We start from the raw sequence: 23,277 nt of genomic DNA, 5'->3' as shown, positions 1-23,277 counted from the left end.
CGCGGGCGACATTCAGGCGCTGCGGGCGCGCGCGCTGCCGGATGCGGCGCGCGTCACCAGCACCTCGGCGATGCGCCGGTCCGCCACCCGCAGCACCTCGAAGCGCAGGCCGTCGAGCTCGACAGCCTGCCCGGCGGCCGGCAGCGTGCCGAAGCGCTCGAGCATGAAGCCGGCCAGCGAGGTGTAGTCGTCGCTTTCGCTCACCGGGCATCCGTTTCCAGCACCTGCTCGAGGTAATGCAGGTCGGCGCCGCCGTCGATGCGCCAGCGGCCCGGGCCTTCCTGCACCACGGCCGGCTGCTCGTCCTCGTCGGGGAAGTCGCCGGCAATGGCTTCCAGGATGTCGATCGGCGTGACCAGGCCCTGCAGGGTGCCGTATTCGTCGGCGATCATCACCAGCTGGCCATGCGAGCGCTTCAGCGTTTCCATGACCTTCAATACGTCGCCCGACTCGGGCAGGATGATGGGACTGCGCAGGTGGGCCGGGTCGATGCGCCCGCCCAGGGCCAGGTCGGCCATCAGGTCGCGCGCCCGCACCACGCCGAGGATTTCGTCAAGCTGCCCTTTGCACACGGGGAAGAAGCTGTGCGGGGTTTCCATGATCTGGCCGCGGATGGTGTCGGCGTCGGCGTCGATGTCGATCCATGAAATGTCCGAGCGGTTGGTCATGATCGAGCGGATCGAGCGCTGCGACAGGCTCAGTACGCCGCTGACCATATTGCGCTCGGCCGGATCGAAGGCCGGCTCGGGAGGCTGGCGCGACGAACTGGGCGCAAGCACCGCGCCCCTCGCTCGCTCCCTTTGGCGCCGAGCATGCGCAGCACCGCGTCGGCAGTGCGTTCGCGCAGGGGCACCAGCGCCTCCTCGCGCGCCAGGTTGCGCCTGGCCAGCTGGTTCAGGGCTTCGATGATCACCGAGAAGCCGATCGCCGCGTACAGGTAGCTCTTCGGAATATGAAAGCCGAAGGCCTCGGCAATCAGCGACAGGCCGATCATCAGGAGGAAGCCCAGGCACAGCACCACCACGGTCGGGTGGGCGTTCACGAAGCGGGTGAGCGACTTCGAAGCGAACAGCATCACGCCCATCGAGACGACCACGGCCGCCATCATGACGCCCAGTTCGTCGACCATGCCGACCGCCGTGATGACGGAATCGAGCGAAAACACGGCGTCAAGCGCGATGATCTGGGCCACGACGACGCCGAAACCCGCGTAGGCCACCTGCCCGCCCCCCGTGTGGGTGGCGCCTTCGACCCGCTCGTGCAGTTCCATCGTCGCCTTGAAGAGCAGGAACAGGCCGCCCAGCAGCAGGATCAGGTCGCGCCCGGACAGGGACAGGCTGCCGATCGAAAACAGGGGCTCGGTCAGGGAGACGATCCAGGCGATCATCGTCAAGAGGCCGATGCGCATCAGCATCGCCAGCGACAGGCCGAGCAGGCGCGCGCGGTCGCGCTGCTCGGGCGGCAGCTTTTCGGCCAGGATGGCGATGAAGATCAGGTTATCGATGCCGAGAACGATCTCCAGCACGACCAGCGTGAAGAAGCCTATCCAGATGCCCGGATCGGATAACCATTCCATTGTCGTGCCTCGAGTAGAGCTAATTGTTATCGACAAGATAAGGCCGCGCGCACTTGCGCGGCGCACGGGTGCCAGCCGGCGCGGTGGCGCGCCGGGCTCCCGGCACGCCTGTCCGGGTCAAACGAGGGGCGGCATGCCCGGCAACAGCTTGTCGAGCGTGACCGGATAGTCGCGCACGCGCACGCCCGTCGCGTTGTAGATGGCATTGGCCACCGCGGCCGCCACCCCGCAAATGCCCAGCTCGCCCACACCCTTGGCCTTCATCGGCGACGACATCGGGTCGAGTTCGTCGAGGAACACCACTTCCTGGTGCGGGATGTCGGCATGGGTCGGCACCTCGTAGCCGGCCAGGTCGTGGTTCACGAAGAAACCGCGCCGCTTGTCGACCACCAGGTCTTCCATCAGCGCCGCGCCCACCCCCATCGTCATCGCCCCGATCACCTGGCTGCGCGCCGTTTTCGGGTTGAGGATGCGCCCTGCCGCGCACACGGCCAGCATGCGCCGCACGCGGGTCTCGCCGGTGGCGGCGTCGACGCCCACTTCCACGAAATGCGCGCCGAAGGTCGACTGCTGGTATTTCTTTTCCAGGTCGCCGTATTCCATGATGTCCTCGACCTCGATCGCGCCGCCCGCCGCGGCCTGGACCAGCGGCAGCGCCCGTCCGCCTGCACGCACCTGGCCGTCGCTGAACTCGGCGCTGGCCGCGTCCAGCCCGAGCCTGGTCGCGACGCTCTCGCGCAGCTTGACGCAGGCGGCATACACGCCGGCCGTGGAACTGTTGCCGCCCCACTGCCCACCGGATCCGCTCGAGGCGGGGAAGCGGGAGTCGCCCAGGCGCACGGCGATCCGTTCGATCGGCAAGCCCATCATCTCAGCCGCGGTCTGGGCGATGATGGTATAGCTGCCGGTGCCGATGTCGGTCATGTCCGTTTCGATCGTCACCGTGCCATCGGTTTCCAGGCGCGCGCGCGCCGCCGACTTCATCAGCATGTTGTTGCGGAAGGCCGAGGCCACACCCATGCCGACCAGCCAGCGCCCCTCGCGCACGCTTCCCGGCTGGGCCTTGCGACCCTTCCAGCCGAAGCGCTCGGCGCCCTGGCGCATGCATTCCACGAAGCGCCGCTGCGAGAACGGCCGCGTGCGGTTCTCCGGGTCGACTGTCGTGTCGTTGACGATGCGGAAGGTGACCGGGTCCATCTTCAGCTTTTCCGCCAGCTCGTCGATCGCGATCTCGAGCGCCATCATGCCGGGCGCCTCGCCGGGCGCGCGCATCGCGTTCGCCTCGGGCAGGTCGAGGGTGGCCAGGCGCAGCTGGGTGAAGCGGTTCGCTCCCGCGTACAGCAGACGGGTCTGCTGTACCGCCGTCTCCGGCTGGCCGCCCGGCAGGTCGCCGGATGTGCTGACGTGGGAAATGGCCGTGATGCGCCCTTCGCGCGTGGCGCCGATGCGGATGTGCTGGATCGTGGCCGGGCGGTGCGTGGTGTTGTTGAACATCAGGGCCCGCTGCAGCGCCACCTTCACAGGACGTCCGGCCGCGCGTGCGCCCAGCGCCGCCAGCAATGCCTCCGAACGCAGGAACAGCTTGCCGCCGAAGCCGCCGCCGATGTAGGGCGACACCAGGCGCACGTTTTCCTTCGGGATGCCGAGGGTGCGCGCCATGTCCTCGCGGCCCCAGTTGATCATCTGGTTCGAGGTCCAGAGCGTCAGCTTGCCGCCTTCCCAGGCCGCCACCGAGGCATGCGGTTCCATCATCGCGTGCGACTGGTCGGGCGTGGTGTAGGTGGCGTCCAGCTTGACCGGCGCCCCGGCGAAAGCCTTGTCGAAGTCGCCCGCGCGCGTTTCCGGCTTTTCTTCCTTCTTCGGCACCTGGGCCGTGTTCTTGGCCTGCATCAGGTCGTACTGGCCCTGCGCCTTGACATAGTCGACGCGCACCAGGCGCGCCGCGGCGCGCGCCTGCTCGAAGGTCTCGGCCACGACCACTGCCACGGCCTGGTGGTAGTGCTGCACCTCGGGGCCGGCCAGCAGGCGTGCCGTGTTGAACTTGCCCTTGGTGAGCTTGCCGGCGTTATCGGCGGTGACGATGGCGATCACGCCGGGCGCGCGCTTGGCAGCGGCCAGGTCGATGGCGGCGATGCGTCCCTTGGCAATTGCCGCTCCGACGACATAGCCGTAGGCCGCGTTCGGCGCGGCCGCGTGCTGCTCGTAGGCATAGGTGGCGGTGCCGGTCGTCTTGAACGGGCCGTCGATGCGGTCGTGCGGCCGTCCGACGATTTTGCCCCGGTCGATCGGGTTGGTGGTGGCGGGTGTAGTGAATTTCATGCCTGGCCTTTCCTGGCGTCGGCCAGTACCGCTTCCAACGTACGCTGGACCAGCGGAATCTTGAAAGCGTTCTGCTGCGTCGGCGTGGCGCCCGCCAGCAGGCTGTCGACTGCAGCGCGTGCGCCGCGCGGCAAGGCGGCGTCGGCCGCAGCCGTGCGCCGGGGCTTGTGGGCGACCCCGCCGAGGGCCACGCGGCCGCTGCCGTCGCGCTGCACCACCGCCGCCACGGACACCGGGGCGAACGCATAGGAGGCGCGGTCGCGCACCTTGCGGTAGGTCTGGTAGCCGCCCAGCGGCGGCGGCAGCGTTACCGCCGTGATCAGTTCACCGCTGTGCAGCGCATGCTCGATGTGGGGCGTCTTGCCCGGCAGGCGGTAGAAGTCGGCGATCGGGATGACGCGGGTGGCACCGTCTGCGCGCACGGTTTCAACGCCGGCGTCGAGCAATTGCATCGCCACGGCCATGTCGCTCGGGTGGGTGGCGATGCAGGCCTCGCTTGTGCCGACGATGGCGTGGTTGCGGTTGTAGCCGCCGATGGCCGAACAGCCGCTGCCTGGCACCCGCTTGTTGCAGGGCTGGTCGGGGTCATAGAAATAGGGGCAGCGGGTGCGCTGCAGCAGGTTGCCGGCGGTGGTGGCCTTGTTGCGCAGTTGGGCCGAGGCGCCCGCGAGCAATGCCCCGGCCAGCACCGGATAGTCGCGCCGCACTGCCATGTTCGCCGCGAGGTCGACATTGCGCACGAGGGCGCCGATGCGCAGGCCGCCGCCTGGCGCGGCCTCGATGCGGTCCAGGCCAAGGTGGTTGATGTCGATCAGGTGCGGCGGCGTTTCGATCTCCAGCTTCATCAGGTCGAGCAGGTTGGTGCCGCCGGCAACGAAGCGTGCGCCCGGGTGGCTGACTGCCGCTGCGGCCGCTTCGGCGGGCGTACGGGCGCGCTGGTAGGTGAATGCCTTCATGCCTTGCCTCCGGCGACCTCGACGATGGCGTCGAGGATGTTCGAGTAGGCGCCGCAGCGGCAGAGGTTGCCGCTCATGCGTTCGCGGATCTCCTCGGCACTGAGCAGCGGGCGCACGTTCAGGTCGGCGCTGACGTGGCTGGGGATGCCCTGGCGTATTTCCTCGAGCACCGACACGGCCGAGCAGACCTGGCCCGGGGTGCAGTAGCCGCACTGGTAGCCGTCGTGCTTGACGAAAGCGGCCTGCATCGGGTGCAGCTTGCCCGGCCTGCCGAGGCCTTCGATGGTGGTGATCTCGTCCCCGTCGTGCATGACCGCCAGGCTCAGGCAGGAATTGATGCGCCGCCCCGCCACGATCACGGTGCAGGCCCCGCACTGCCCCTGGTCGCAGCCCTTCTTGGTGCCGGTCATCTGCAGGTGTTCGCGCAGTGCGTCGAGCAGCGTGGTGCGGGTGTCGAGGGTCAGCGCGTGGGTGCGGCCGTTGACCCGCAGCGTGCACCTGGCATGCTGGGGCGGCGGCGTGCTGGCCGCCGGGACTGCGTCCGCGGCGTCGGCCGCAGTCCCGGCGGCCGTGCCGGGAGCGCGACGCTGGTCGCGGCGGCGGCACCGCTCTTCAACAGGTCGCGCCGCGATAGTTTCAGGTCGCTCAGGTCGTCCATATCGTCAAGCCTTCTGCAAAACCGGCCGCATCGGCGGCCCAGGGAAGAGTCCGGCCGGGCCGGGGTCCGCTCGATGATAGAGATATTCCCGGCCGAGGGTGGCACGGTTGACCGGCGCTGCCTGCCGGGAAGCCGTTCGCCGGATGCGAAGACGCCCGCCATGGTTGCCGCGACACTCCCGCAACAGTTCCGCAAGCGCGTGGCCGGTATTGCCGGGTACTGCTACCGTATGGACGCGTGGGTGCAGCATCTGGAATGACGGGCTTCCACGTCACCGACAAGCCTTCGACCCGCGGCGTCGGCAGCAGTTACTGGACCATCCTCAATCCCGTCAAGCTCCTGACGGCTCCCATGGTGGACGGGTCGGGGTTCGGGGCCTGGGACCCGGACAACTCAGCCGAACAGCTTGGCCGCTGTCCTTGCCACCAGCTCGCCCTGGTGGCGCGCGCCCTCCAGTTCGTTCTGGCTGGGCTGGCGTTGCCCCTGGCCACCGGCGATGGTGCTGGCGCCGTAGGGGCTGGCGCCGGTGATCTCATCGAGCGTCATCTGCCCCGCGAAGCTGTACGGCAGGCCGACCACGACCATGCCGAAGTGCAACAGGTTGGTGATGATCGAGAACAGCGTCGTCTCCTGGCCGCCATGCTGGGTCGCCGTCGAGGTGAACGCCGCGCCGACCTTGCCGTGCAGGGCGCCGCGCGCCCAGAGGCCGCCCGTCTGGTCGAGAAAGGCCGCCATCTGCGAAGGCATGCGGCCGTAGCGGGTGGGCGCACCGATGACGATGGCGTCGTAGCCGGGCAGTTCGTCGACGGTGGCGATGGGCGCCCCCTGGTCCAGCTTGAAGTGGGCGTTGCGTGCCACCTCCTCGGGCACCGTCTCCGGCACGCGCTTGATCACCACCTCGGCACCGCCGCTCCGGGCGCCTTCTGCAATGGCGTTCGCCATCTGTTCGATGTGACCGTAGGTGGAGTAATACAGAACCAGTACTTTCGCCATGCGATTCTCCTTTGACAATGGGGTGGAAGCGGTAGGGGATGCGCCGCCGCGCCTGCTGCGCGGCGGGTCGCGCCCATGCTACGCCGATCGCCCATCGGTGCTCGCGCGGCTCGCGCCACGGCTCAGCCGGCGCATGCGCAGGCATCTTCGACTTACCCACGCCGACTTGCAAAGCGCCGTCCCCCGGCGCAGGATGAGGCTGCATTCTCGCGCCAACCAGGACAGGGAGACAATCGATGATCAAAGTAAGCGTGATGTACCCGAACGGCCCGGACGCCCGCTTCGACGACACCTATTACCGGGACCGGCACATGCCGATGGTGAAGGAATTGATGGGCGACTCTTGCAAGTTCTACACGGTTGACAGGGCGCTCCCGGGCGGCGCGCCGGGCGCGAACACGCCCTACATAGCCATGGGCCACCTGTACTGCGATTCGCTCGATGCGTTCCAGGCTGGCTTTGGTCCGCACTCGAAGGCCATCATGGCCGACATCCCCAACTACACGAACCAGACGCCGGTCATGCAGATCAGCGAGGTGATGGTCGGGTAAGCACTGGAGGCATCGGCTCGGCGCCGTGTCGTATGCATTTCAGTATGCAACAACACGGCGTCAATGACGACACCATTGCGGTGGCGGCCACCGCTCCGGCGAGGCTGCGGTTGCTCGTTCATCCTGGCGGTAGCAATTCCCGCCAATTTGAATCGGCCAACGCCCGCCTTACGCGATGTCGTTGCTCATGATCAATCCCACAGCAGTTGATGCCCCTAAAATCGGTCAAGACGACGCTCCAGTTGTGCGACCGAGAGGCAGGCATATGTTCACGCGTGGGCAGGCAAGGGCAAGACCTAGTCATATCGACAGCGCCGGGCGGTGGCACCCGGGTTCACTTCGGCTGCCCCCACGCCGGCAGGATGGCGCCTTCGCCATCATGTGTGGCGGTGCCCTGGTCGTGATGCTCGGTATGTGCGCTGTCGCCATCGACCTTGGGCAAATGTATAACCGAAAGGCCGAACTGCATGGCATGGCGAAAGCGGTGGCGCTGGCGGCCGCTGGCCAACTTGATGGGACCGCTGCGGGGGTGACCAATGCGATGGCGAAGGCTGCCGCAATCGCAAATACCTATCGTCACACCTACGGCCGTTCGTACACATGGTCGAACTCGGCGATTCGGTTCAGCAAATCGCCGGCTCTCGCCAGCGACTGGACCAGCGCCGAAGGCGCAAAAGCCCAGCCCGCAGGTGTTTACTACGTCGAAGTCGACACGACCCGCCTCGAGGACGGCTCAGGGAGCGGTACCACCTTCATGGCCGGGGTGATTTCCCCTGCGCTTGCGTCCTTCACCATCGCCGACCGTGCAATAGCAGGACGCGCAAATCTGAAGCTTACGCCGCTGGCCATTTGCGCGATGTCGCCGGCGGCCGGCGCGCTGCGGACGAATCCAGGTCCCCCCGCGGTAGCCGAACTGGTCGAATTCGGATTCCGCCGCGGTGTCAGCTATGACCTGATGGCACTGAACCCGAACGGCACAGCTGGCGAAACCTTTGTTGTCGACCCCTTCACCTTGCCTGGAAAGCCCTACTCGAGCGCGAACACGACCGTCTCGAAAGTGGGCCCTTCAGTGTGCGCAGGAAAAATCTGGGCGCCGGGCGTCATGGGCGCGCCGATCCATGTTTCCCGGCCATTCCCGCTTGCGTCCCTCTTCAATCATCTGAACTCGCGTTTCGATGACTACACAACAGGCAACTGCAACGCAAACGGGGCACCCCCTGACTACAACGTCAAGTCCTTCGCCCGGGCCACCGTTGCCTGGATGGGCCATACCGGCGAACAGACGGCCAAGCCCTATACCGACGCAGGGCGCGCGGAAACGGTGGCCGATCCGCTCACGGCGCCTAGCGGCACGACCGCCGACAATTACGGCGTGTTGTGGTCGTACGCCAAGGCCGCGAGGTATGACGCTTACGCGCCCGGCGCCAGGGAACCGAAGGAGGGCTACGCCACATTCGGCACCGGCGACTGGGCAAGCTTGTACAAGCCAAAGCCGGGTGTTTCCAGCTATCCGGGCGGATCGGCGACCCCTTACCAGGCAACGGGCGGCAGCAACTACAGCGCTCCGTCTTCCGCCCACCTGGCGATATCGCAAACGGGACGCCGCGTCCTGAACATCCCCTTGCTCGCCTGTCCTGTTCCGGCGGGAACCGATGTGACCGCCACGGTCCTGGGCATAGGGCGTTTCTTCATGACCGTACCGGCCACCAATACGAAGATCAGTGCGGAATTCGCGGGCGTGGTTCCCGAGTCGGCACTGGTCGGCAAAGTGGAGCTCTTCCTATGAGCGGATACCTCAACAAGCCATCGCACCGGCAACATGGTGCCGCTGCGGTCGAGCTTGCCCTTGTGCTGCCGATCCTGGTCGTCTTTTTTACGGCCCCGCTATTCTTTGCCATCTTTTTTTGGCACTACACGGTGGTCCAGAAAGCCGCACAGGACGGCGCACGCTACCTGTCGACCGTGTCCGAACAGGAAATGCGTGACCCAGCCCTGGCGCTAGCGGCCGCAAACACCGCCCGGGAAATCATCAGGGGGGAGCTCGTCGAACTCATTCCCGATCAAGGCAGCATCACGGTGATTTTGCATTGTGGTACCTCAGGGACCGGCATGATCAACCTCTGCACCGGCGTCGAAGACGGTCCGCTGCCCGAGTCCGTCGATGTCGGCATTCAATTCCGCCTGAAAGACCAGCTGTTCGGATTTGTCGACACCGGCCGATATGGCTGGTCTGTTTCTGCAGTCGCCACGGTGCCCTATGTCAGTAACTAAGCGCTCTTTCGGCACAATGCCGTCGCCGAAGCGCCAGCGCGGTGTCGCCGCCGTTGAATTCGCGCTTCTCGTCATCGTGTTCCTTGCCTTCGTGTTCGGCATTATCGAGCTCGCCCGCATCATGTATCTCTACAACACGCTCCAGGAGGTAACACGGCGGGCGGCGACCGCGGCAGCATCGACAAACTTCCGCGACCCGGCAGAGCTCGATCGCCTACGCTACTTTTCGGTACTTCGTAATGCGCCTGGCGAGCTGCCGCTGGGTGCGCCGATTACCGACCTGCATGTACGGATCGATTACCTCGCGCTCGTACGCAATGCCGACGGAAGCCTGACGGAGACGAGAATCGAACCCGGCCTCCTGCCGGCGGATCCCGCGGCAAACCGCCATACCTGCGATGCAAACCCGAATGCGTCGACGTGTATCAGACTGGTCCGGGCACAGGTTTGCAATCCGGGAACCGCGATCGCGTGCGAACCGGTTGAGTACCAGATGATGTTCCCACTGATCAGCGTCAAGCTGCCCCTGCCGCGCGCAAGAACCACGACGACCGCAGAGTCGCTCGGATATATGCCTGGAGAAGCGCCGTAACCGGTGTCCTGAAAGATTTGGCCGGCTAATCGTCAACGACAGGGCATCTCGCCCTGTCGGACAATCGCGATTCCCCCCGCGTCTGCTCGGCAATGGCCAGTGCCCTCGTCCCTGCCGTCGGGCATCTCGCCGCAGCTGCCCTCCTCTGTGGCGGTGTCTCCGGGCTCTGGAAGGTCTCTCGACCACGTCTGGATGAGGTTTATGTGACGCCAGAGCCTTGCTGCGAACAGTAGTGGCGGAGCTGGTCGTGACGCGGCGGGCCATTGACGATTCGCAAGCGTGGACATGGGGCTCGAGCGACCGGTTCCATTTTTTATGGCGACGAAAACAAAAAAGGCCAGCTTTGCCAGCTGGCCTCTTGTGTTCGCTTTTCTTTCCCCATCCCTGCGAGCTTTTTGCCGCGGTGATCTGGTGCGCGCATGCGCTTGTGTAGAAAAACTCAATTCTGGTGGGAAGTGCAAGTTTCGAACTTGCGACCCCTGCAGTGTGAATGCAGTGCTCTACCCCTGAGCTAACCTCCCTGACAACGAGGCGTATTATGCCACAAGATTTCTCTACCGTCACCCCTGAAGAGAATAATTTCTCCAAACACACTGTCCTTTGACACCCTTGTCGAGCCCAGCCAGCACCTCGTCGTGCGCCGCCAGTTCATCAGGGCCGGCAGGCAGGACAAGGATATCACCCAGCGGCACGGCATCGAGCAGCACACCGCCATCGCTGACTTCCACTTCGACATCCATCGACAGCGAGTTCTGGCCGCGCGTCATCGCGAGGTACACATCCGCCAGCAGCTCGGAGTCGAGCAGCGCGCCGTGCAGCTTGCGGTGGGCGTTCGAGACGCCGTAACGGTCGCACAGCGCGTCCAGCGAGTTACGCTTACCTGGGTGCATTTCCTTGGCGTTGACCAGGGTGTCGATCACACCGCTGCAATGCTCGACAAAAGGCGGCAGGCCGAGGCGCTGGAACTCGTGGTTCAGGAAGCCCAGGTCGAAGGGCGCGTTGTGGATGATGACTTCTGCGCCCTGAATGTACTCGCGTAGTTCCTCGACGATTTCGTGGAACTTCGGCTTGTCGCTCAGGAATTCTGTGGTCAGGCCGTGGACCGCGAGCGCGGCCTCGTCAGAGTCGCGCTCGGGATTGATGTAGCGGTGAAAATTATTGCCGGTCAGCGTGCGATTGACCAGCTCGACGCAGCCGATTTCGATGACGCGGTCGCCGGTTCGTGGGTTCAGGCCGGTGGTTTCGGTATCGAGGACAATCTGGCGCATGGGGTCTACTGTGGTCTGAGTTGAGCGAAATTATTGAATCGCGGCAAGTCAGCAGTATAGCGCATGCATGCGACAATCAACGACGCAAGGTCGCCACACCCCGGTTCGCCAGGACGTCGGCGCGCTCGTTGCCGGGGTGGCCGTTGTGGCCGCGCACCCAGCGCCATTCGACCGCGTGCTGCTGCTGGGCCAGGTCGAGCGCCTTCCACAGGTCGTCGTTCTTGACCGGTTCCTTGGCGGCCGTCTTCCAGCCGCGCGCCTTCCAGCCGTGGATCCATTCCGAGATCCCCTTCTGCACATACTGGCTGTCGGTGTGCAGTACGACTTCGCACGGACGGTTCAGCACGCCAAGAGCCTCGATCACGGCCTTCAGTTCCATGCGGTTATTGGTGGTGTTCGGTTCCCCACCAAAAATTTCTTTCTCGTGTCCATCAGCGACCAGCAGCGCGCCCCAACCGCCGGCGCCGGGATTGCCCTTGCAAGCGCCATCGGTAAAAATTTCCACTTTCGTCATGCCGCCTGGTCTTTCCTGTTCCAATTATTTTCGATGATGCCGATTCGTCGCCGGCACCGCCTGCGGCGCCCGGCTTGTTTTCTTGTTCCACGCCGGCCCGATCAGGTGCATGCCTTTCACGCGCTTGATCGCGTGCACGATGTAGACGGCACCGAGATAGGGCCACCAGCGTTGACCCGCCCCTTCCATCATGGTGAAACGGTTGAGCCACTGTGCCGTGCGAAACGGTGGCGCGTAGCAGCCGAAATGGCTGCGCGTTACGCCAAGATTCAACAATTTTAACCAGTCTTTCATGCGCGGCATAGAGATGAATTCGCCCGCCGACGGCAGGTAGCCGCTGCGCGTTACCTTGCCCAGCCCCTGGCGCATGCCCCACAGGCTGGCCGGATTGAAGCCGCAAATGATGACTTGCCCTTCGGGGATGAGCACGCGTTCGACCTCGCGCAGTACCTGGTGGGGCTCGGCCGCAAATTCCAGGACGTGCGGCAGCACCACCAAATCCAGGCTTTGCGAGGCAAATGGCAATTCCGAGAAATCCAGTGCGACCGCGATCTGCTTGCCGCTGGCGGCAAATTCGAGTTCGTCGAAGGTGGACGTGCGCGTGGCCGCCTGCCATTTGTTGGGCATGCGGTTGGCGGCAAGCGCATCGATTTGCGGCACGCCGATTTGCACGGCATTGAAGCCGAAGATGTCGGCCGTCAGCTCGTCGAGGCAGGCTTGTTCGAAAGCGCGCACGTAGGCACCCGCCGGCGAAAGCAGCCATTCGTCGAGCGCTATAATGGATTTTTCCGATGCAGCGCTATCCATCACACTCCTTTTGCGTGGAACCCATGACCCCTCCCCCAGGCAACGCAGCTGGACGCGACGCCCTCCCTGCCGGCAGTCGTAACGATTTGACTGTCCTGACCGTACCTGCGTTCAAGGATAATTACCTTTGGCTGATCCACGACGGCGTGCATGCCGCGGCGGTCGACCCCGGCGACAGCGGCCCCATCCTTGCCAGCCTCGCCGACCACGGCCTGCGCCTCACCGCCATTCTACTCACCCATCATCATGCTGACCATATCGGGGGCGTGCGCGATCTGCTGGCGCGCTTTCCGGTTCCGGTGTACGGCCCCCGCAACGATGGCATCGACGAAGTGAAGCACCCGCTGGGCGAAGGCGACCGCGTGGTCGTGCCGGGGCTGGACCTGGAACTGGAAGTGCTCGAGGTGCCTGGACATACCCTGGGCCATATCGCCTATGTGCGGCGCACGCCAGGGCTGCATTGGCTGTTCTGCGGGGATACGCTGTTCGCCGGCGGCTGCGGCCGCCTGTTCGAAGGCACGCCGGCGCAGATGGCGGCGTCGCTGGACAAGCTCGCACGCCTGCCCGGCGATACTGAAGTCTACTGCGCACACGAATACACCTTGTCCAACCTGCGATTTGCCCAGGCCGTGGATCCGGACAACGCGGCGCTGGCGCTACGCATGCGCGACGAGAGCGCGAAACGTGCGGCAGGCCTGCCGACGGTGCCCTCGAGCATCGGCCTGGAACGCAGCACGAATCCCTTCCTGCGCTACCGCGATCCTGCGATCGTGGCATCGCTGGTGGCGGCCGGCAAGCTAGGCGAAGGCGCCGCGCCGGTAGAGGCGTTTGCCGTCCTGCGCGAGTGGAAAAACGTGTTCTGAACCAGCAGCGCCAGGCTCGCGCGAATACCCTGCCCCCCCATTTTGCTGGCCTCGCCCTGGCGCGTGCGCAGCCGCGCATTGCTTGTCGCAGTGCGCTTCCCGTTGGTTAGTTACGTTTTTACGGAACTGCCGGGTATCCTGGCGCCCGGGCGCAGCAGGCTGGTCGAGCCCAATGGCGCAGCAAAAAAAACGCCGCCCGGAGGACGGCGTCATTTCGCGCCAAGGGGGCGACTCAGATTTCTTCGTACAGCGGCAGCGTCAGGAACTCGGCAAACTGCTCGGACGTCGACATTTCCTCGAAGATGACGGCCGCGCGCGCGTAGCTCGGGTTGTCGCCGTTCGGCGCGTCCCCCTTCACCTTGACCAGCTCTTCCCCGATCATCGCCCGCACCATCTCGGCCGTGACCTTGCGGCCGTCCTCGAGCACGCCCTTCGGCGAGCGGATCCATTGCCAGACCTGGGAGCGGCTGATCTCCGCGGTCGCCGCGTCTTCCATCAGGTTGTGGATCGGCACGCAGCCATTGCCTGCCAGCCAGGCGCCAAGGTAATGGATGCCGACGTTAATGTTGTAGCGCAGTCCCGCTTCGGTGATCGGCGTCTCCGGCTTGAAGTCGAGCAGCTGCTCGGCAGTCACCTCCACGTCCGGACGCTGTTTCTCGATCTGGTTCGGCTTGTCGCCCAGCACCTTCTTGAATTCCGTCATCGCCAGTTCGACCAGGCCGGGATGCGCAACCCAGCCGCCGTCGTAACCGTCGCTGGCGTCACGCGCCTTGTCGTTACGCACGCCACCCATCGCGACCTCATTTTTCTCCGGATCGTTCTTGATCGGAATCAGGGCCGACATGCCGCCGATGGCCGGCGCACCGCGCTTGTGGCATGTCTTGAGCAGCAACAGGGCGTAGGCGCGCATGAAGGGCGAGGTCATCGTCACCTTCGGGCGGTCGGCCAGGCAGAAGTCCTTGTCCAGCTTGAACTTCTTGATGCACGAGAAGATGTAATCCCAGCGGCCCGCGTTCAGGCCAGCGCTGTGTTCACGCAGCTCGTACAGGATCTCGTCCATCTCGAAGGCGGCCAGGATGGTTTCGATCAGCACCGTTGCCTTGATCGTTCCGCGCGGCAGGCCGAGCGCTTCCTGGGTGGCGATGAAGATGTCGTTCCACAGGCGCGCTTCCAGGTGCGATTCCATCTTCGGCAGGTAGAAGTATGGCCCGGCGCCCCGCGCCAGCTGTTCCTTTGCGTTATGGAACATGAACAGCGCGAAGTCGAAGATGCCGCCCGAGACGCGCTTGCCGTCGACCAGCACGTGCTTTTCGTCCAGGTGCCAGCCGCGCGGACGCACGACCAGTGTCGCGACCTTGTCGCCCAGCTTGTAGGTCTTGCCGTTCTGCTCGAGCGAAATCGTGCGGCGCACGGCATCGACCATGTTGATCTGGCCCGTGATCTGGTTGTCCCAGTTGGGCGAATTCGAATCCTCGAAGTCCGTCATGTAGCTGTCGGCACCGGAGTTCAGCGCATTGATGACCATCTTGCGCTCGACCGGTCCGGTAATCTCGACGCGGCGGCATTCCAGTGCCTGCGGGATGGGCGCGATGGTCCAGTCGCCGGCGCGGATGTGCGCGGTTTCCGGCAGAAAATCCGGACGCTCACCGGCATCGAGCCGGCGCGCGCGTTCGACGCGGGCGGCGAGCAGTTCCTGGCGGCGAGGCTCGAACTGGCGCGTCAGGCTGGCGACAAGCGCGAGCGCTTCGGGCGTGAGGATCTGTTCGTAGCCTGGCTTGATCTCGGCGCGGATGTCGAGTCCTGGTGGGAGAGCGATGGTCATGGTGAAACTCCTTGCTGTGATGTCAAAAATCGTGTCGCGAACGCCGGGCAGAGGCAAGCTTGGCGTTTGTCATATCATCAAGTATAGTCAACAGAAAGTAGCTAAACGATACATTTATGCACATCATCTGTGCGTATTTGTCACAGATGAGGCAAGACCATGGGCAAGTTCAAGGAGATCTCCACCTTCGTCGAGGTGGCGGCGCGCGGCAGCTTGTCGGCCGCGGCACGGGCTGAAGGCATCGCCCCGGCAATGATCGGCCGGCGCCTCGACTCCCTCGAGAGCAGGCTCGGCGTCAAGCTGCTGCAGCGAACGACCCGGCGCCTGGTACTGACCGATGAAGGCGCGGCCTTTCTCGAGGATTGCCAGCGCATCCTGGGCGAACTGGAAGACGCCGAAACCGCAGTGTCGGAACGCAGCGCCCATGCACGTGGCCACCTGCTCGTATCGGCTCCGGCCGGGTTCGGGCGCCAGCATGTGGCACCCCTGCTGCCCTCCTTCCTTGCCGAACATCGCGACGTGACCGTCAACCTCAACCTGAACGACCGCGTCGTCGACGTCGTCGGTGAAGGCATCGATGTGGCGATTCGCATCGCCAGCCTGGGCGACTCGAACCTGGTCGGCGTCAAGCTCGCCGACAATGCGCGGGTGGTGGTGGCAGCGCCGGGCTACCTGAAGCGTCATGGCACGCCCGTCACGCTGGCCGACCTGGCGCGCCACAATTGCCTGGCGATCAGCAGCGAAGGCAGCCAGCGCGGCTGGACCTTTCGCGAGAATAACAAGACGGTGACGCTGCGGGTGGCCGGCAATATGGTGTGCAACGACGGCGCCGTGCTGCACGAATGGGCTTTGAGGGGCCGCGGCCTGGCATGGCGTTCGATGTGGGAAGTCGCCGCGCAAATCGAGTCGGGCGAACTGGTGACGGTGCTCGACGGATACGCGGCGCCAGGCAACGACATCCATGCCGTATTTGCCCAGCGGCGCCACCTGCCGCTGCGTATCCGCGCCTTCGTCGACTTTCTCCGGCGGGCCTATGCCCAGCCTGATTATTGGCGAACGGAAATTAAACAGCAGGGCGGCCCAGCTTATTAACTTCCGTCAACAATCTTTTGAAACCAACAGACGAAAAAAATCCCCGGCAGTGCCGAGGATTTTTCATCGTAACTCAGCGACGATTAGATCGGCTGAATGTTCGATGCTTGTTTGCCCTTAGGACCCGAGGTCACGTCGAACGAGACGCGCTGGTTCTCTTGCAGGGACTTGAAGCCTTGGCTCTGGATAGCCGAGAAGTGCGCGAACAGATCTTCGCCGCCTTCATCAGGGGTGATGAAGCCGAAACCCTTGGAGTCATTGAACCATTTAACGATGCCAGTTGCCATTACAATTTCCTATTTCAGTTAAGTGGGCTTACGCCCGTTTATGATCGTTTGAAGTAGCAAGAAAGAAATGACAGACAGACTGCACTACTAGCTCGAACCCAACGATCCCGTATTATACCGAATAAAACCGCGTGCACCCAATTTTCGCAAAATAAAAAAACAAGGCGCGTTACATTGCTGGAAAGCAGTACCTGAGGATGTCGAATAACATTGCTTGAAGGCAGTATTGACCCGGTATAAGGTGCTTCTGCTAGCCAACTTTCACGCTAACGGTTTTACGTCGGCAGTAAGGAGAATATAGGCGATCGAAGGGTGGCAAGTTTGCGGTGGATCAAACGGCTTCATGCAAGATTTTTTGCTCAAGGCAACACGCCCGGAGGCGGGCCGTGCTACGCAGAGCGCGAGCCTGCCAGGCCCGCCTGTGCGAATTGCTCCACGCCCGCCAGCCAGGCCGACCAGTCGCCTGCACCGACGTGATCGAATGCGGTGAGCACGCGCAGGCGCTGCTCCAGGCTGCGCGCACCCTGCCCCATCTCGCGAAAAACCGAAGGTCGCGGCCGCGCCGGCAAGCGTGTGCAGCAGCGCACCCAGCTCGGCCACCAGGTCGGCCGCGGGCGCCGCCGGATCGAGACCGGCCCGCACGTCCTGCAGCCTGCGCAACGTGCCCGGCAGGCCGGCGCGGAACGTCTCGTTCGCCTGCATCAGGCGGGCAAAGAAGCCCGCTTGCATCGCTCCCGCCACCGCTTACTTGGTGCCGAAGATGCGGTCGCCGGCGTCGCCCAGGCCAGGGACGATGTAGGCGTGCGCGTCCAGGTGCGAATCGAGCGAGGCCACATACAGCTTCACGTTCGGGTGGGCGTCATGGAAGACCTTCACGCCCTCGGGCGCGGCAACCAGGGCCAGGAACAGGATCTGCTCGTCCGGCACGCCGCGCTTTTTCAGCACGTCGATCGCGTGCACCGCCGAGTTGCCGGTAGCGACCATCGGATCGCAGAGGATGAAGGTACGGTCGGTGGTGTCGGGCAGGCGCACCAGGTACTCGACCGGCTCGTGGGTCTCGGGGTCGCGGAATACGCCGATGTGGCCCACACGTGCCGAGGGCACCAGTTCCAGCAGGCCGTCGCTCATGCCGATGCCGGCGCGCAGGATCGGCACGATCGCCAGCTTCTTGCCGGCGATGACGGGTGCGTCGATCGTGACCAGCGGGGTCTGGACCGGGCGCGTCGTCAGCGGCAGGTCGCGCGTGATCTCGTAGCCCATCAGCAGCGTGATTTCCTTGAGCAGTTCGCGGAAGGTGCGGGTCGAGGTGTCGTGCTCGCGCATGTGCGACAGCTTGTGCTGGATCAGCGGGTGATTCAGGATGAAGAGGCTGGGAAAGCGCGGGTCTTGTTTCATTATCGACATGGAATTGTTCTGGTGTGTGGAGCGCCGGACTGCGGCCGCATCGCCGGTGCCTCGCCGTGCCGTACGCGGGTACGGGACGGCGCATGCACCGCTACGATGGACTGTTGCCAGGCTGCCTGTGGATCGTAACCCGCCATTATCCCAGTAGCGCGCAGGTTTGTCGCGCCCCGCTGTAGAAATTTCACCCTAAACCGCCAAAGCCCGCCCCAGGATGGCGTCCAGGTCGAGCCCTGCCGGCAGCCGGCCAAAGGCGCCGCCGACGTCTTGCGCGATGCGCGATGCGACGAAGGCCTCGGCGACAAACGCCGGCGCATGGCGTAGCAGGCAGGCGCCCTGGACCGCGATGACCAGGCGCTCGGCGAGGCGCCGACCGTCGAGTTCGCCAGCCCGGGCCATGTCCTGGCCGAGGCGCGCCACGTAGGCGCCAAAACGCGGGTCGAGCGCGGCGGTCGGGGCCAGTTCCGCCTCCAGCGCGGCGCGCGCACTCTCCGGCGACTTGGCCAGCGCGCGCAGCACATCCAGCACATCACGTTGCCCGAGCCTTCCCAGATCGAGTTGACGGGGAACTCGCGGTACAGGCGCGCCAGCGGCCCGTCCTCGACATAGCCGTTGCCGCCCATGACCTCCATCGCCTCGGCCCCAAAAGCCGGGCCGCGCTTGCACAGCCAGTACTTGCCGGCCGGAGTCAGGATGCGGGCCAGCGCCGCTTCCATCGGATCGTCCAGGCTGTCGAAGCAGCGCGCCAGGCGCAGCGCGAAAGCGGTGGCCGCCTCCGATTCGAGGGCAAGGTCGGCCAGCACGTTCTGCATGAGGGGCTGCTGCGCCAGCGGCCTGCCGAAGGCGCTGCGCCCGCGCGCGTGGTGCAGCGCGTGGCAGAGCGCCGCGCGCATGATGCCGGCCGTGCCGACCACGCAGTCCAGGCGCGTGTAGCCGCCCATCTCGAGAATGGTCGGGATGCCGCGCCCGACGGGCCCCACCAGCCAGCCGACCGCGTCGCAGAACTCGACTTCCGAGGAGGCGTTCGAACGGTTGCCGAGCTTGTCCTTCAAACGCTGCACGCGGATGGCGTTGCGGCTGCCGTCCGGCAGGTAGCGCGGCACGAAGAAGCATGAGAGTCCGGGCGGCGACCCGTCGGCGCTGCCGCCCTCGCCGGTTTGCGCCAGGATCAGGTGGGCGTCCGACTGCGGCGCCGAAAAGAACCACTTGTGGCCGACGATCTGCCAGGCGCCCTCGCCTTCTTCGCCGAAGCGCGCCCGCGCGTCACCGGGGCGATCTCCCGCGCCCGCGTCGTGTTGGCGCGCACGTCGGTGCCGCCCTGCTTTTCGGTCATGCCCATGCCGATCAGGGCCCCGCGCTTCTGCTCGACCGGCAGCGAGCGCGGGTCGTATTCGTTCGACAGGATCTTCGGCAGCCAGCGCTCGCCCAGGCGGCCGGCGCGGCGCAGGGCGGGCACCGAGGCATAGGTCATCGTCACCGGACACTGCGCTCCGTTCTCGACCTGGCCGAACAGCAGGTAGGCGCCGGCGCGCGCGACCTGGGCACCGGGACGTGGGTCGCGCCAGGGGCGCCGAGTGCGCGCCGGCCCCGATCATCAGGCTCATCAGGTTGTGCCAGGCCGGATGGAACTCCACCTCGTCGACACGGCGTCCGCTGCGGTCGAAACTGACCAGGCGCGGGCCGTTCGCATTGGCCAGCCGGGCCGGGTCGAGCACCTCGGCGCGTCCGAGCCGCTCGCCCAGCGAAGCCAGGGCGTCGAGCGCCCAGCCTGCACCCTCGCGCGCCAGGGCTTCCTGCAGGGCCGGGTCGCAGCGGAACAGGTTGATGTCGCCAAAGGGCGGCGCCTGGTTCAGGACTTCATGGGTGTCGAAGGGATTCATCGCGGTTCCTCGCGCACGCGGCGCTCCAGATGTGATATTTCGTGATTATGTTGCGCAAAAGCATCGAAAACGAGCCAAGCGGCTGGTTCCACTCGCTTCCATCGGCGACAATGCTGATGGGCAACCAGACGCAGCGCAGTTGATCGATCGACAACTCGTTTCGGCAACAGGCTAGCGCAAAGCGCGGCGTCAAGCAAGGCAACCCTGCGCTAGCGCAAACGATGTCCACGCGGGGCGCGTTGCAATGCCCTTCAGAATTTTTCGGTGATACAGTTCCCTGCGCTTGCACAAGTCGCGCGGTTTTCGCTCCCAAGCCAGCAAGAAGGCAGATATTCGACAATGCGTTCCCCTACCGCCCTGCCGTCCGCTCTGCCAGCCCAGGCGCACGGCGCCACCTGCCTGGACGGCCTGATGGAAGCGGCGGGCGACGCCGTCTTTCGTCTCGCGCCCTCGGGCCAGATCCGCACGGCCAGCCGCCGCGCTGCCCGCCTCTTGGGGCTGGAAGGCAGGCTCCAAGACCTGCCGCTTGCCAGCCTGGTCGCCGAGACCGACAGCGCGGCGCTGCGCACCGCCATCGTCGACGCCTGCGCCACTTCTGAACCGGTGCAGCTGCGCGTACGCCTGCGCTGCCCGGGGCGCGAATTACCTTTCGAGCTGCGCATCGCGGCGACCGGCGAGCTTGACGCCAGCCTGCTCGTCGTCGGGCGCGACATGAGTGCGCAGTTCGCCACCGAAGAGCGCCTGCGCCACATGGCGACCCACGACGCGCTCACCGATTTGCCGAACAGGCTGCTGCTGGGCGACCGCATCCGCGTGGTCGTTGCCAACGCGCGCCGTTCCGGCCAGGGTTTCGCGCTCGCCACCGTCGGCCTGGACGGCTTCAGGAAAGTCAACGACGGCGCCGGCCATCCGGTGGGCGACGCCGTGCTGCGCCAGGCCGCGGCGCGCCTGCGCAAGACCCTGCGCGACAGCGATACCACAGGGCGCCTGGGCGGCGACGAGTTCGTCGCCATCCTGCCCGGCACGGTCAGCCAGGCGCAGATCAAGCTCGTGACCGGACGCCTGCTCGCGGCCCTGCAAACGCCCTTCGAGGTCGACGGCCATACGATCCATCTGGGCGCCTCGATCGGCATCGCGCTCTGTCCCGGGCATGCCGAGGACGACAACACCCTGCTGGCCCTGGCCGGTGCGGCGCTGGCCCGCGCCAAGGAAACCGGCAAGGGCCGCGCCCTCGTCTACAGCGCGCGCGAAGGCGGCGCGCCCCAGCACGACATCTCGCTCGAGGCGGCCATGTTCAGCGCCGTGCGCGAAGGGGAATTCCTGCTTTACTACCAGCCCATCGTCGACGCGCGCACACGCCTGATCGAGGGCTTCGAGACGCTGATGCGCTGGAAGCACCCGACCCTGGGCATGGTGCCGCCGGTGCGCTTCATCCCGATCGCCGAGACCAACGGCCTGATCACCCTGCTGGGAGCCTGGGCCCTGAAGGCGGCCTGCACCCAGATCCGCCAGTTCGAGGAAGCGGCGGGGCGGCCGCTCTACATCTCGGTCAACATCAGCCCGCGCCAGTTCCGCAACGACAAATTCCTCGACGTGCTCGACGAGGCGCTGGCCTTCTCGGAGTTGCCGGGTGACCGCCTCGTGCTCGAGATCACCGAGGGCACCCTGATGGTCGACCCGGTGCATGCCGAGACCATCCTCGAACGCATGGCCGCGCGCGGCGCGCGCATCGCGATCGACGATTTCGGCACCGGCTATTCTTCGCTGGCCTACCTCAAGCGCTTCCCGATCTCGGTGCTGAAAGTGGACCGCGCTTTCGTCAAGGACCTGCCGGGCGCGCACAAGGAAGCGGCCATCTGCAGCGCCGTGCTCGACATGGCGCGCCACCTCGACCTCGCGGTCGTCGCGGAAGGCGTGGAGACCGAGGAGCAGCTGGCCTGGTTGCAGGGCCGCGACTGCCGCTACGTGCAGGGCTACCTCACCGGGAAGCCGATGCCGGCGGATGTCGCGCTCGCGGCCCTCGAAGACAAGCATTACACGGCATTGCCGCCGTCCGAACCACGGGCAAGCACACCATGACGCAACCAGGCATCTCGCCCTCCACCGACCGTCCGGCCACGGCCGACGCCACCCTCGCCCTGCTGTGGGAGCGCACCCGCCGCCAGGGCGACATGCCGGGCTTTGCGCGTGCGATCAATGCCATCCTGGCGTCGATGCGCGGCGAGGACGAGCAGGAATTCTCGATGGCCCAGACCGTGCTGTCGGACCCGGTGCTCACCCAGAAGGTGCTGCGCCTTGCCAACAGCGGCATGTACTCGGCCTTCGGCCAGCGGGTCAATACCGTCTCGAAGGCGGTGCTGGTGCTGGGTACCGAGGCCATCGGCCACCTCGCGCTGGGCCTGAAGCTGATCGAGGAACTGTCCAGGAACAGGCCGGACTCCGCGCCGGCCCACGTCGAGATGGAAAAAGCCGTGCTGGCCGGAATGGTGGCACACCAGGTGGCGGCGCGCGCGGCCACCCGCGACCCCGAGGAAGCCGTGGTCTGCTCCATCCTGCATTCCCTGGGACGCATGATGGTGACCTTCTACCTGCCGGAAGCGTGGGCGCGCCTGCAGGCGCCCGGCGCTGGGGGCGGCGAACGCAGCGTGCTGGGCCTGAGCCTGGAGGGAGCTGGGACGGGCCGCCGCCGAACACTGGGGCTGCCGCGCAACCTGGTCGCGAGCATGCGCACGCTCGAACCCGGCGAGCGCAATGCCGCATTCCGCCACGACGACTGGCTGGCGGCGCTGGGAACGATGTCCACGCGCTGCGCCGACTCGCTGTGGCACGACGACGCGCCTGGCGCCGCGCGCGTGCGCGACCTGGCAAGCGCATTCGCGCCGATGCTGGGCGTGGAGCTTGACGCCATCCTCGACGCGGTCAACCAGGCCAAGACCGAGGCGGCCGCCGACCTGACGATCGCGCCGCTGGCCAGGCCTTCCGTGAAGCGCGCGCAGGCCGAGGCCGTGACGCGCAAGCGCGAAGCGGGCAACCGCATCCTGATGAGCGGCGTGGCCGACATGCGCGACGCCGGCATCGACGTCACGCCCGGCCAGATGACATCGATGGCGCTGGAGACGATCTACCGGGGCCTGTCGTTCACGCGTGCCTTTGCCTTCCTGCGCAACCGCCGCGAGGGCAAGTATCTGGCCAAGATGGGTTTCGGCGAAGGCGCACGGGCATTGATGCCGCAACTCGGTTTCGCGGACGGCTATGCGGCCGACGTCTTCCACGCGGCCCTTGCCAGCGACCGCGTGATCTTCATCGAGAACGCGCGCGATCCCACATTCGCCGCCAAGCTGCCGGCGTGGTGGAAGACCGGTCTGACGGGCGCGCGCTGCTTCGTCGTCATCCCCTTGTGCATGGGTGGCCAGCCGGTCGGCTTCAT

General features: G+C 65.6%; 18 protein-coding genes, 1 tRNA gene and 4 pseudogenes. 9 read left to right on the top strand and 14 right to left on the bottom strand.

What is annotated here, in order from left to right:
- Positions 1 to 12: 12 nt before the first annotated feature.
- From G4G31_RS15300 to paoA, 4 genes and pseudogenes are all read right to left on the bottom strand, one after another.
- Positions 13 to 1,576: pseudogene (locus tag G4G31_RS15300) on the bottom strand (TerC family protein).
- A 117-nt stretch (positions 1,577 to 1,693) separates the two neighbouring features.
- Positions 1,694 to 3,895 (bottom strand): aldehyde oxidoreductase molybdenum-binding subunit PaoC, encoded by a 2,202-nt coding sequence (paoC, locus tag G4G31_RS15295; protein WP_182988392.1) that lies wholly within the window; start codon positions 3,893 to 3,895, stop codon positions 1,694 to 1,696.
- A complete protein-coding gene (locus G4G31_RS15290) occupies positions 3,892 to 4,851 on the bottom strand; it encodes a xanthine dehydrogenase family protein subunit M (RefSeq protein WP_182988391.1) in 960 nt (319 codons plus the stop codon). The genes paoC and G4G31_RS15290 overlap by 4 nt, the downstream gene beginning before the upstream one ends.
- A pseudogene (paoA, locus tag G4G31_RS15285) lies at positions 4,848 to 5,509 on the bottom strand (aldehyde dehydrogenase iron-sulfur subunit PaoA). Before paoA ends, G4G31_RS15290 begins: the two are co-directional and overlap by 4 nt.
- Positions 5,510 to 5,582: 73 nt before the next feature.
- Between paoA and G4G31_RS15280 the strand changes: the two are divergent.
- A complete protein-coding gene (locus tag G4G31_RS15280) occupies positions 5,583 to 5,768 on the top strand; it encodes a hypothetical protein (RefSeq protein WP_182988390.1) in 186 nt (61 codons plus the stop codon).
- Positions 5,769 to 5,902: 134 nt separating this feature from the next.
- Here G4G31_RS15280 and wrbA read toward each other — a convergent pair whose 3' ends face one another.
- The gene (wrbA, locus tag G4G31_RS15275) at positions 5,903 to 6,502 is read right to left on the bottom strand and encodes an NAD(P)H:quinone oxidoreductase (RefSeq protein WP_182988389.1); all 600 of its coding nucleotides are present in this window, start codon (positions 6,500 to 6,502) and stop codon (positions 5,903 to 5,905) included.
- A 236-nt stretch (positions 6,503 to 6,738) separates the two neighbouring features.
- On the opposite strand from wrbA, the gene G4G31_RS15270 reads away from it, so the two are divergent.
- The 4 genes from G4G31_RS15270 (at position 6,739) to G4G31_RS15255 (ending at position 9,916) form a co-directional block, all read left to right on the top strand.
- Positions 6,739 to 7,053: an EthD family reductase gene (locus G4G31_RS15270; protein ID WP_182988388.1), complete on the top strand. Its 315-nt coding sequence runs from the start codon at positions 6,739 to 6,741 to the stop codon at positions 7,051 to 7,053.
- Between the two features lie 379 nt (positions 7,054 to 7,432).
- Complete coding sequence (locus tag G4G31_RS15265) at positions 7,433 to 8,839, top strand: pilus assembly protein TadE (protein ID WP_182988387.1); 1,407 nt, start codon at positions 7,433 to 7,435, stop codon at positions 8,837 to 8,839.
- The gene (locus G4G31_RS15260) at positions 8,836 to 9,324 is read left to right on the top strand and encodes a TadE family protein (RefSeq protein ID WP_182988386.1); all 489 of its coding nucleotides are present in this window, start codon (positions 8,836 to 8,838) and stop codon (positions 9,322 to 9,324) included. The genes G4G31_RS15265 and G4G31_RS15260 overlap by 4 nt, the downstream gene beginning before the upstream one ends.
- A gap of 16 nt (positions 9,325 to 9,340) precedes the next feature.
- Positions 9,341 to 9,916: a TadE/TadG family type IV pilus assembly protein gene (locus tag G4G31_RS15255; RefSeq protein ID WP_183108389.1), complete on the top strand. Its 576-nt coding sequence runs from the start codon at positions 9,341 to 9,343 to the stop codon at positions 9,914 to 9,916.
- Between the two features lie 446 nt (positions 9,917 to 10,362).
- Here G4G31_RS15255 and G4G31_RS15250 read toward each other — a convergent pair.
- The 4 genes from G4G31_RS15250 to G4G31_RS15235 all read right to left on the bottom strand — a co-directional run bounded on the left by G4G31_RS15250 (position 10,363) and on the right by G4G31_RS15235 (position 12,505).
- Positions 10,363 to 10,437 (bottom strand) — tRNA-Val (locus G4G31_RS15250).
- 39 nt (positions 10,438 to 10,476) lie between these two features.
- A complete protein-coding gene (dnaQ, locus tag G4G31_RS15245) occupies positions 10,477 to 11,184 on the bottom strand; it encodes a DNA polymerase III subunit epsilon (protein WP_182988384.1) in 708 nt (235 codons plus the stop codon).
- Positions 11,185 to 11,260: 76 nt separating this feature from the next.
- Complete coding sequence (rnhA, locus tag G4G31_RS15240; RefSeq protein WP_056336018.1) at positions 11,261 to 11,698, bottom strand: ribonuclease HI; 438 nt, start codon at positions 11,696 to 11,698, stop codon at positions 11,261 to 11,263.
- 24 nt (positions 11,699 to 11,722) lie between these two features.
- Positions 11,723 to 12,505: a class I SAM-dependent methyltransferase gene (locus tag G4G31_RS15235; protein WP_182988383.1), complete on the bottom strand. Its 783-nt coding sequence runs from the start codon at positions 12,503 to 12,505 to the stop codon at positions 11,723 to 11,725.
- Positions 12,506 to 12,528: 23 nt separating this feature from the next.
- On the opposite strand from G4G31_RS15235, the gene gloB reads away from it, so the two are divergent.
- On the top strand, positions 12,529 to 13,368 hold the full coding sequence (gene gloB / locus G4G31_RS15230; RefSeq protein WP_182988382.1) for a hydroxyacylglutathione hydrolase: 840 nt from the start codon (positions 12,529 to 12,531) through the stop codon (positions 13,366 to 13,368).
- Between the two features lie 232 nt (positions 13,369 to 13,600).
- Here the strand turns inward: gloB and aceB are convergent, their stop codons facing one another.
- Positions 13,601 to 15,190, bottom strand: a complete 1,590-nt coding sequence (aceB, locus tag G4G31_RS15225) for a malate synthase A (RefSeq protein WP_182988381.1) — start codon at positions 15,188 to 15,190, stop codon at positions 13,601 to 13,603.
- Positions 15,191 to 15,349: 159 nt separating this feature from the next.
- Between aceB and G4G31_RS15220 the strand changes: the two genes are divergently transcribed.
- Positions 15,350 to 16,282, top strand: a complete 933-nt coding sequence (locus tag G4G31_RS15220; protein WP_182988380.1) for a LysR family transcriptional regulator — start codon at positions 15,350 to 15,352, stop codon at positions 16,280 to 16,282.
- An 83-nt stretch (positions 16,283 to 16,365) separates the two neighbouring features.
- Here the strand turns inward: G4G31_RS15220 and G4G31_RS15215 are convergent, their stop codons facing one another.
- The 4 genes and pseudogenes from G4G31_RS15215 to G4G31_RS15200 form a co-directional block, all read right to left on the bottom strand.
- Positions 16,366 to 16,569 carry a cold-shock protein gene (locus tag G4G31_RS15215; RefSeq protein WP_182988379.1) on the bottom strand — a complete coding sequence of 68 codons (204 nt, stop codon included), beginning with the start codon at positions 16,567 to 16,569 and terminating at the stop codon, positions 16,366 to 16,368.
- Between the two features lie 261 nt (positions 16,570 to 16,830).
- Positions 16,831 to 17,298: an Hpt domain-containing protein gene (locus tag G4G31_RS15210; protein ID WP_229425016.1), complete on the bottom strand. Its 468-nt coding sequence runs from the start codon at positions 17,296 to 17,298 to the stop codon at positions 16,831 to 16,833.
- Between the two features lie 15 nt (positions 17,299 to 17,313).
- Positions 17,314 to 17,964: a uracil phosphoribosyltransferase gene (gene upp, locus G4G31_RS15205; RefSeq protein WP_182988378.1), complete on the bottom strand. Its 651-nt coding sequence runs from the start codon at positions 17,962 to 17,964 to the stop codon at positions 17,314 to 17,316.
- Between the two features lie 195 nt (positions 17,965 to 18,159).
- Positions 18,160 to 19,850: pseudogene (locus G4G31_RS15200) on the bottom strand (isovaleryl-CoA dehydrogenase).
- A 411-nt stretch (positions 19,851 to 20,261) separates the two neighbouring features.
- Between G4G31_RS15200 and G4G31_RS15195 the strand changes: the two are divergent.
- Together G4G31_RS15195 and G4G31_RS28500 are read left to right on the top strand one after the other, a co-directional pair.
- A complete protein-coding gene (locus tag G4G31_RS15195) occupies positions 20,262 to 21,929 on the top strand; it encodes a bifunctional diguanylate cyclase/phosphodiesterase (protein WP_182991803.1) in 1,668 nt (555 codons plus the stop codon).
- A pseudogene (locus tag G4G31_RS28500) lies at positions 21,926 to 22,408 on the top strand (HDOD domain-containing protein); the annotation flags it as partial. The gene G4G31_RS15195 and the pseudogene G4G31_RS28500, both read left to right, overlap by 4 nt.
- Positions 22,409 to 23,277: the final 869 nt, after the last annotated feature.

The sequence above is a fragment of the Massilia sp. Se16.2.3 genome (assembly GCF_014171595.1).
GTDB lineage: Bacteria > Pseudomonadota > Gammaproteobacteria > Burkholderiales > Burkholderiaceae_D > Telluria.
This window is presented reverse-complemented; position numbering and strand designations above follow the sequence as displayed.